The organism is Streptomyces sp. NPDC059371, from assembly GCF_042751995.1.
GTDB lineage: Bacteria > Actinomycetota > Actinomycetes > Streptomycetales > Streptomycetaceae > Streptomyces.
This window is the reverse complement of record NZ_JBHYXD010000181.1, coordinates 1-7201: the sequence shown is the minus strand read 5'-3', so window position 1 is coordinate 7201 and position 7201 is coordinate 1. Positions and strand designations below refer to the sequence as shown.

General features: G+C 75.1%; 5 protein-coding genes. 3 read left to right on the top strand and 2 right to left on the bottom strand.

Annotated features, from left to right (window positions below):
• Positions 1 to 199 precede the first annotated feature (199 nt).
• Complete coding sequence (locus ACFXGX_RS42690; protein WP_384803730.1) at positions 200 to 1783, bottom strand: tetratricopeptide repeat protein; 1584 nt, start codon at positions 1781 to 1783, stop codon at positions 200 to 202.
• A 92-nt stretch (positions 1784 to 1875) separates the two neighbouring features.
• Here ACFXGX_RS42690 and ACFXGX_RS42685 point away from each other — a divergent pair, with 92 nt between their 5' ends.
• Positions 1876 to 3291: an FAD-binding oxidoreductase gene (locus tag ACFXGX_RS42685; protein ID WP_384803726.1), complete on the top strand. Its 1416-nt coding sequence runs from the start codon at positions 1876 to 1878 to the stop codon at positions 3289 to 3291.
• A 167-nt stretch (positions 3292 to 3458) separates the two neighbouring features.
• Here ACFXGX_RS42685 and ACFXGX_RS42680 read toward each other — a convergent pair whose 3' ends face one another.
• A complete protein-coding gene (locus ACFXGX_RS42680) occupies positions 3459 to 3977 on the bottom strand; it encodes an SsgA family sporulation/cell division regulator (RefSeq protein WP_384803722.1) in 519 nt (172 codons plus the stop codon).
• A 280-nt stretch (positions 3978 to 4257) separates the two neighbouring features.
• Here ACFXGX_RS42680 and ACFXGX_RS42675 point away from each other — a divergent pair, with 280 nt between their 5' ends.
• Positions 4258 to 6258, top strand: coding sequence for an RDD family protein (locus ACFXGX_RS42675; RefSeq protein WP_384803719.1), 2001 nt, complete (start codon positions 4258 to 4260; stop codon positions 6256 to 6258).
• Between the two features lie 63 nt (positions 6259 to 6321).
• Positions 6322 to 7062: an RDD family protein gene (locus ACFXGX_RS42670; protein WP_384803716.1), complete on the top strand. Its 741-nt coding sequence runs from the start codon at positions 6322 to 6324 to the stop codon at positions 7060 to 7062.
• Positions 7063 to 7201 lie beyond the last annotated feature (139 nt).

The window sequence follows — 7201 nt, the reverse complement described above, 5'->3', positions numbered from 1 at the left end:
GTTCGGTTGCCCGGGTCTCTGGTTGCCCGGGTCTCCGGCCGCCCGGCCGCCCGGGTGTCTGGCTGTCTGGCCTTCCGGGTGTCCCGGGCGTCCAGGCGTCTGAGGCGTCTGGGCCGTCCGGCTGTCTGGGCCGTCCGGCCGTCCGGCCGGGTGTTCCGGACGGACAGAGGCGCCCGGGGCTTCGGCTTCCGCCTCGGTGTCAGCGCGCCGCGGGCGCTCCCGGGGTGGCCGGCGGGGCCGCCCGCTCCTCGTCCGGCGACTCTCCCGACTCCTCCGGCGGGCCCCCGGGCGGCGGCTCGCCCAGCGCCGTCAACGCCTCCCGGGCCGCCGGCGCCAGCAGTGTCGAGAAGTACGGATTGATCCGCAACGCCTCGGTGAGATGCCGGCGGGCCGGACCGGACAGCCCCAGATCACGCTCGATCTGCCCCCGGTGGTACGCGTACAGCGCGCTGCGCACACCGCCCCCGTGCTCCTTGTCCGTGGCCCGCACGGCGAAACCGAGCGCCTCCTGGCCGTTCCCGGCGCGGTGCAGCGCCCAGCCCAGCGCGTCCGCCACCGCGATGCCGGGCTGCCGCCGCCACTCGGCGCGCAGCTCCCGCACCGCGGCCCGCGGGTCGCCGTGATCCGCCTCGAAGAGCCCGAGGACCGGTTCGTCGTCCACCCCCGCGGCGCCGTCCCGCCGCGCCAGGTCCCGCAGCAGGCCGTACTGCGTGCGCGCGTCCGCCCCGCGCCCGAGCCGGTCGTACAGCTCGCCCAGCTCCAGCGCGTACCGCGGCACGGGCCGCTCGGCGAGCGCCGCCCCGTACGCGCGCAGCGCCTCCGACGTGCGCCCCAGCGCCGCCAGCGCGCGCCCCTGCCCGGCCAGCGCGTCATACGCGTGCGCGTCGGTGCGCACCGCGGCCCGGTAGTGGTCCAGGGCCCCCTGGCGGTCACCGCGCTCCCAGGCGAGGTCCCCGGCCTGCGTGAGAAAGGCCGCCTGCTCGGGCGCGGTGGCCGCGCCCGCCGCCGCGTCCGAGATCGCCGCCGCCGCGTCCTCCCGCCGGCCGCGGTCCCGGTACACCCGCGCGGCGACGGCCTGGGCCGCCGGCCCGGAACGCAGCGCGAGCAGCCTGCCGAGGGCCCTGTCCACGGCCTTGTGGTCACCGAGCCCGGAGTACGCGTCGATGAGCGCCGGATACGTCGTCCACCGCTTCGGCGCCAGCTTCTCCGCGGACTCGCCCCACTGCCGCGCGGCCCGGAAGTCGCCCCGCGCGCTCGCGAGGGAGGCGAGACCTTCCAGCGCCGCCGCATTGTCCCTGGGCCGCAGTTCCAGCGACGTGCGCAGAGCCTTCTCGGCCTTCGGATAGGACGCGGCCGCCGCCGTCCGCCGCGCCCGCTCCGTGTAGGCGACGCCCAGCACCGCCCACGACACGTCGTCGCGCGGACGGGCCCGCACCCGGGCCTCGCGGTCGTGGATGAGCGCGGTGAGATCGGGCAGCGCCGCGGGCACTCCGGCACCCACCGCGCTCACCGCCCGCGCCACCGGACCCGCGGCCGGCCGCGCCGCCCCGCGCCCGTCCAGGGAGGGCAGCAGCACCAGCACACCGCCGAGCACGGCACAGCCGGCCACCGCTCCGATCAGCGCGCGCCGGGTGAGCGGGGAGCGGCGCGCGCCCGAGGGCTCGGGGGACCGTGCGGCGAAGGCCTCCGGGGACCGCTCGCCGGCAGGCTCCCCGGACCTCGGTCCGGCGGGCACCGCGCGCCCGGACCCGGCGGGCACCGGCTCTCGCTCTTCGATCTCCATGCGGTTCACTGTGCGTCAATAGGAAGACCGCACCCCGGCATGCGAAGCCTCCCGCGAATGGGGTTCACACCGATGGCCCCGGGTGCGACCCTGTGATCATGAGCCGTATCGAAGCCCCGCGCGACGAGGACACGGCGGCGACCGGCAGCCTCCTCGACCGTCTGCTGAGCGGTCTGCCGGCCGAGGCCGTGCTCACCGACCCGGACGTCACGGTCTCCTACGCCAACGACATGGCGAGCTTCTGCGAGGCCGGCACACCCGCCGTGGTCGTCCTGCCGCGCACGGTCGAGCAGGTCCAGCACGTCATGCGCGTCGCGACCGAACTGCGTGTCCCCGTCGTCCCGCAGGGCGCCCGCACCGGCCTCTCCGGAGCGGCCAACGCCACCGAGGGCTGCGTGGTGCTGTCCCTGGTGAAGATGGACCGCATCCTGGAGATCAGCCCGGTCGACCGCGTCGCCGTCGTCGAACCCGGTGTCGTCAACGCCGCGCTCTCCCGCGCCGTCGGCGAACACGGCCTGTACTACCCGCCGGACCCGTCGAGCTGGGAGACGTGCACCATCGGCGGCAACATCGGCACGGCCTCCGGCGGCCTGTGCTGCGTGAAGTACGGGGTGACGGCCGAGTACGTCCTCGGTCTGGACGTCGTCCTCGCCGACGGACGGCTGATGTCCACCGGGCGCAGAACCGCCAAGGGCGTCGCCGGGTACGACCTCACCCGCCTCTTCGTGGGCTCCGAGGGATCGCTCGGCATCGTCGTACGGGCCGTCCTCGCCCTGAAGCCGCAGCCGCCCCAACAGCTCGTCCTGGCGGCCGAGTTCGGGTCGGCGCGGGCCGCCTGCGACGCCGTCTGCAAGATCATAGAGGGCGGTCATGTGCCCTCCCTGCTCGAACTGATGGACCGCACGACCGTCAAGGCCGTCAACGACCTCGCGCACATGGGCCTCCCGGAGAGCACCGAGGCGCTGCTGCTCGCCGCATTCGACACCCACGACCCGGCGGCCGACCTCGCCCTGGTGGGCGCCCTCTGTGAGGCCGCCGGCGCGACCCAGGTGGTACCCGCCGAGGACGCCGCCGAGTCCGAACTCCTGCTCCAGGCACGGCGGTTGTCGCTCACCGCGCTCGAAGCGGTCAAGGGCACCACGATGATCGACGACGTGTGCGTGCCGCGCTCCCGGCTCGGCGACATGCTCGACGGCATCGAACGCGTCGCCGAGAAGTACGCCCTGACCATCGGCGTCTGCGCCCACGCGGGCGACGGCAACACGCACCCCACCGTCTGCTTCGACGCGACCGATCCCGACGAGTCCCGGCGCGCCCGCGAGTCCTTCGACGAGATCATGGCCCTCGGACTGGAACTCGGCGGCACGATCACCGGCGAGCACGGCGTGGGCGTGCTGAAGAAGGAGTGGCTGGCCCGCGAGATCGGCCCGGTGGGCGTGGAGATGCAGCGGGCGATCAAGACGGCGTTCGACCCGCTGGGCCTGCTCAACCCGGGCAAGCTGTTCTGAGATCCGGGACCGGCCGGTCCGCCGGCCCGTGAGGACCGCTCACCGTCCACCGGCCCGTCGGACGGGTCTTCGTCCGCCGGCCCGTGCGGACCGAACACCGTCCGCCGCCCCGTCGGACGGGTCTTCATCCGCCGGCCCGTGCGGACCCAACACCGTCCGCCGCCCCGTCAGGACTGGTCTCCGTCCGTCGACTCGTCGGACGGCCAGGGGTCGCGCAGCCACAGATCGTCCGGGGACGGCCCTCCCGTCGGGTCGAGCGAGGCCGAGAGCCTCGGGGACGGCGCGAGCAGCTCGGCCAGACCGGCGTCCATGCCGAGCTGCCCGGCCTCCGTGCCCGGGGGGACCGCCCTGAGCGTGCGCTCCAGCCAGGCGGTGATCTGCGTGGCGGGCGCTTCGAGCAGCGCGTCGCCGTCCGGCGAGCTCAGCGCCATCAGGACGACGCTCCGGCCGCCGACCTTGGTGGGCCACACCCGTACATCGCCGTGACCGCACGGCCGGAACACCCCCTCGACCAGCAGCTCACGGGCGAATGTCCAGTTGACGGGATGGTCGGAGCCGACGTGGAAGGTGATCCGGACGGCGTACGGGTCGTCGGCGCGGTAACTCAGGCGCGCCGGCACCGGGATGCTGTGTTCCGGCGACAGGACGAGATGAAGCTCGAGCTCGCGTTCCACCACGGTGTGCATGTCGATGCTCTCCCTTTCGTCGTACGGGCCCCTGCGGACGGGCCCCGTACGAGTGGAGAGCGCCTGGCGCCGTGACCATTACGCGGGTTCGGAGAAAACTTTCGGGACCGCCTCGGCCCCTGTCCGCGCATACCGTCCACAGCCTCGGACGCCCGGCCGCACGAGGGGGTGGAACCTTGCCCGAAAGGAGTGGGTACCTCGGGACCGGCCGTGACGCGTGCGCCGGTCTGGTAGATGTGGACGTCCCACACGACCCCCGAGCAGATACGGGACGACGGACATGAGCGCCCCAACCCCGGCCCCCGGTGACGACAGGCCCCGCGAAGGGTATTACCCGGACCCCTCCATCCCTGGATACGTCCGGTACTGGAACGGCGCCGCCTGGGTGCCGGGCACGAGCCGCCCGGCGCCGTCGGGCGGCGAGGCGCTTCCCCCGCCGGCCGGCGCGCGTCCCGCGCAGGTGCCCGCTCCGGCGTCGTCCCCCGAGTTCTCCGCCGCACGCGGGCAGACGGGAGCTCCCGCGGTGGAGGAGACGGGCCCCCACTTCTTCGACGAGGACCCGGAGTCTCACGGCACCGCCTCCGCCGAGCCTCACGGCACCGCCTCCGCCGAGGCCCACCGCGCCGCCTCCGCCGAGGCCCAGCACGGCAGTCGGCCCGAGCCGGCCGCCTCGTGGGGTGCCGACCGCTCCCGGCAGTCCGGCTTCGGCGGCGACCAGGACCGCCGGGTGTCCTGGGGCGCGCCGAAGACGTCCGGCGCGCGCGACCCCCGTACCGAGGGGTTCACCGACGCGGTGAGCGGGCCCGACGGGGCGTCGGCGCGCACCGACGGCACGACGACGATTCCGCCCGCCGACTCCGGCGCCGCCGCCCGGCCCCCGGCGTCCCCGAGTCCGGTGGTCTTCCGCCGCCCCACCGGTCCGGTGCCGTCCACGGGGCCGGAGGGCGAGACGGGCACGGGCGGTACGAGCCGTACAGACGAGGCGAGTTCGGACGGAGCCGTCACCGGCGCCGGGCAGTCCACGGCGGACCCCGGGGGCGACACGAGGTTCCGTGCGCCCTCCCCGCGTACGGAGCGCCAGGGCGGGGGCACGACGCCACCGGGTGCGCCGGGCGTGTCCGCCGGGTCGGGCCCGTCGGCCGCCCCTGCCGGATTCGGCCCGCCCGCCGCGTCCGTCCCATCAGCCGCGCCCACCGGGTCCGGTCCTTCGGGAGCCCCCGCCGCGTCCGGCTCGTTCACGGCGCCCGCCGGTTCTGGGCCGGCCGCCGCATCGGCCACGTCCGGTCCGTCCGGTGTCCCCGCCGGGTCCGGTCCGTCCAATGCCGCCGCCGGGGCCGGGCTGTTCGCCGCGCCGGCCGGTTCCGGGTCAGCCGCCGTATCCGGGGCCCCGGCCGCGCCTGCCGGGGCAGCCGTGTCCGGGGCAGCGGCCACGTCCGGTCCGTCGGCCGTCCCCGCGGCCGGTTCCTCCGCCGTGCCCGCCGCGGGCCCGGCGGCCGTACCCGGCACGTCCGCGGCGCCCGGAGGCGGCTTCGGCGCCGGTCCGGGTGCCGTCGCGCCGGGCACCCCGGGTGCCGTCGCCCCTGCTGTCGGGCAGGTCGCTTCCGGTCCCGTCGTCCCTCAACAGTCCGGCGGGGCCGCCCCCATGGCCTCCGGGGCCGGCGGGGGGCAGCCCTCCTGGGCTCAGCAGGTGCATCAGCTCGCGGGCGACCCGGCCGACGAGGGGCAGCGGGTCGCGCCGTGGAAGCCGCCGGTCGACGATGTGTTCCAGGCGGCCGCACGGCTCCAGGCGTCGGCCCGCCCGGCCGGCCTCGGCCGACGGCTGGCAGCCCGGCTGCTGGACACCGTCGTCATCGTCGGCGTCACCGCGGCGGCAGCCGTCCCGCTGGGCACCAGGGCGGTCGACCACATCGACGAGAAGATCGACGCGGCCAAGCTGTCCGGCGAGAAGGTCACCGTCTGGCTCCTCGACGCCACGACCGCCTCCTGCCTCGGCGCCGTCCTCGCCGTCCTGCTCGTCCTCGGCGTCCTCTACGAAGTCCTGCCCACCGTCAAATGGGGCCGCACCCTCGGCAAGAAACTGTGCGGTATCGAGGTGCGCGACATAGAGGGTCACGAACCGCCCACCTTCGGCAGGGCACTTGCCCGCTGGCTCGTCCTCAGCGTGCCGTCCCTGCTGGTCGTCGGTCTCGTGGGCGTCGTGTGGTGTCTCTTCGACAAGCCCTGGAGCCAGTGCTGGCACGACAAGGCGGCGCACACGTTCGTGGCGGGCCCGGCCCGGTAATCCCGTCCCCCGGACGGCCCTTCGCCGGATGCGGAGCCGGGGGGTTCGCGGTCGACTCGGGCCATGAGCAGCGAACCGCCGCCCCCGGACTCCGGCCGGCCACCGGACGAGGACCCGTTCAGGAAGCAGCCCCCGCCCGGTGAGGGAGCGGGCTCCCCGTACGACCCGCCGCCTCCGTCCGGCGACCGGACCCCGCCGTACGGCAGCGAGCCGCCCCCGTTCGGTGGCGGTGGCCCCTACGGCGAGGGCGGCGGCCCGTACCCGGGAGGCGGTCCGTACCCCGGAGGGGGGCAGCAGCAGGGTGGTGGCGACCCCTACGGCGGTGGCGGCCCCTACGGCGGCGACCCGCTCGCCGGGATGCCGCCGCTCGCGGACAGCGGGAAGCGGGTGCTGGCCAGGATCCTGGACATGATCCTGGTGGGCATCGTGGTGTGGCTGCTGTCCTGGGCGTTCGGGGTCACCGAGTACGACGTGGACTCGAACAAGATCGAGTACAGCAAGTCGCTCGGGCAGTCCCTGGTGGCCGCGGTGCTCTACGTGACGTACGACACCGTGATGATCAGCAGGACGGGCCAGACCCTCGGCAAGCGGCTGTTCCACCACAGGGTCGCCAACCTCGACAACGGCTCCACACCCTCGGTGCAGACCTCCCTGGTCCGCGCCCTCGTGCTGTGGATCCCGTTCGCGTTCTGCTGCGCCTGCGTCTGGACGGCGATCGCGGGCGGCTGGAGCTTCTTCGACAAGCCCTACAAGCAGGGCCTGCACGACAAGGCGGCCAAGACGGTGGTGGTCGACACCGGCTGAGGCCCGCCGACGACATCGCGGTACGGGACGACCGGACAACTGGCCGGGGCAGCTGGGCCGGGCGAAGAGCCGGGCGACGCGTCGCCCGGCGGGAGCGCACACGCGACGACCTCCTCGCCCACGGGCCGCCGCTCGGCGT